The following is a 1614-nucleotide window of genomic DNA, read 5'->3' on the forward strand; positions in this document are numbered from 1 at the left end:
ATAGGGCTGCGCGGTGGGCTGAACCTGTATCAGTATGCGCCGAACCCGCTGATGTGGGTGGATCCGTTTGGGTTGAGTATTGAATGGGTTAATCCATCAGATATCAATTTCTCACAGAGAACAATATCTGCAAATGATTATGCCGAGATCATGAAAAAAGGAGAGTGGGATTGGGGGCGTTCTCCTCTAAATGTATTAGAGGTTGATGGCCAATTAGTCACATATGATAATAGAAGGTTAGATGCTGCTTTGGAAGCAGGTGTAGAAAAAGTTGCTGTTCAACGTGTTGACCCTAATGCTGTTCATCCTTCATCTACGACAGGAAAAACATGGCAGCAAAAATTCCAAGAGCGTTTCAAAGACCGCAGAAATGTTAAAGCTGGCGGTGTGGTTCCGGATAAAGGGCTCAATAGCCGACCTAAGAGGTGTCCATAAAAATGAAGAATGTAATTACTGAACTGTGGGAAGCTGGTGAATTACCGATTAAAAATGCTCTTTATTTTTCAGATGGTAGGGCTGAGCTGATCGATATCATATCCTACCCCACGCCTAAAGTATCTAAATCGGGATGTTTCGATTTTTGTGAGTTCTATGAAAAAAATAAAGATGAGATTACTACTATTGATGTAATAAAAAAAATTGATTTGAGTTGTGGTGGATACTTATGCTTAGGGGAGGGGAGTTATGGTTCAGAAGGTTTTATCGCTTATTTGGATCGCGAAGAAAAACTAATTTGGGTTATTTACTCGGAAAACTCCAACCCCTTCGTTTCTGCAACCATTTTACATGATTCAACGGTTGTCATAGATTCAAGTGCTGGATTCCGACTGAAGGTCAATGTGCTAAAACCTGAGGAAATGGTGATAGTTTGATTGCTGAGTGTGCGGGAATTGAATGAGGAAATAAAGAACATGAAGGATTGTCATGAGGTTTTTTATCTGTGATGACGGTTATCCATCTATAGAAGCTGATGGTGATTTTAGGATACTGATTGACTTTTTAAAGGATGATATCCAAAGAAGTGTCTATGGTGTCAATGAGTTTATTGAGGCTTGTAAACTTGTAAGCTCTGGAACTCTGCCATTTTGGGAGGGGACGGGGAACTCTCATACTATAACTATTAAACCTAATGGTGTGGAGATTTTTAATGAGTACACCGAGGAGTCTATGATTGTCTCGAGTATAGATGAGTTTGAGGGATATCTTGAGAAATGGAAGCGTCTAATTTCAAATGAAAATGGCTTGTGAGAAGGAGAGGGATAAACAATATAATTTAATGCTAAAAAATTAGGTTCAGCGAGGCGTTCTTTAAAAATAAGAATGAATTGGTTTAATAAGTCTGCAAAACGACATCCTCGCACACCTGCCGTTGGTGCCGATCGCCGACAACCGGCTGGTGCAGGCGCATGGCCGCGGCCCGCAGGGCGAGTTCGAGGCGCAGTACCATTACGACGCGCTGGGCCGCCGCAGCCGCAAGGCGGTGCGCTACAAGGGCAAAACCGAACAGACGACCCGTTTTCTGTGGCAGGGTTACCGGTTGCTGCAGGAGCAGCGCGACGACGGTAGCCGCCGCAGCTGGAGCTACGATCCGGCCAGCCCGTGGAGCCCGCTGGC

General features: G+C 44.2%; 2 protein-coding genes and 2 pseudogenes. All 4 read left to right on the plus strand.

Features of this window, described 5'->3' with window-relative positions; all coding sequences use genetic code 11:
• A pseudogene (locus QOL81_RS25730) lies at window positions 1-435 on the plus strand (RHS repeat-associated core domain-containing protein); the annotation flags it as partial.
• Between the two features lie 2 nt (window positions 436-437).
• Window positions 438-872: a hypothetical protein gene (locus QOL81_RS25735; RefSeq protein ID WP_048233698.1), complete on the plus strand. Its 435-nt coding sequence runs from the start codon at window positions 438-440 to the stop codon at window positions 870-872.
• Between the two features lie 52 nt (window positions 873-924).
• Complete coding sequence (locus tag QOL81_RS25740) at window positions 925-1248, plus strand: hypothetical protein (protein ID WP_070914951.1); 324 nt, start codon at window positions 925-927, stop codon at window positions 1246-1248.
• A 133-nt stretch (window positions 1249-1381) separates the two neighbouring features.
• Window positions 1382-1614 (plus strand): annotated as a pseudogene (locus tag QOL81_RS25745) (RHS repeat-associated core domain-containing protein); the annotation flags it as partial.

The sequence above is a fragment of the Serratia sp. CC22-02 genome (assembly GCF_900182895.1).
Lineage (GTDB): Bacteria > Pseudomonadota > Gammaproteobacteria > Enterobacterales > Enterobacteriaceae > Serratia > Serratia nevei.

Bases quoted from the DNA above. Each gene is read 5' to 3' on its own strand.
- QOL81_RS25735 (WP_048233698.1), top strand. From the start codon at position 438: ATGAAGAATGTAATTACTGAACTGTGGGAAGCTGGTGAATTACCGATT.
- QOL81_RS25740 (WP_070914951.1), top strand. From the start codon at position 925: ATGAGGTTTTTTATCTGTGATGACGGTTATCCATCTATAGAAGCTGAT.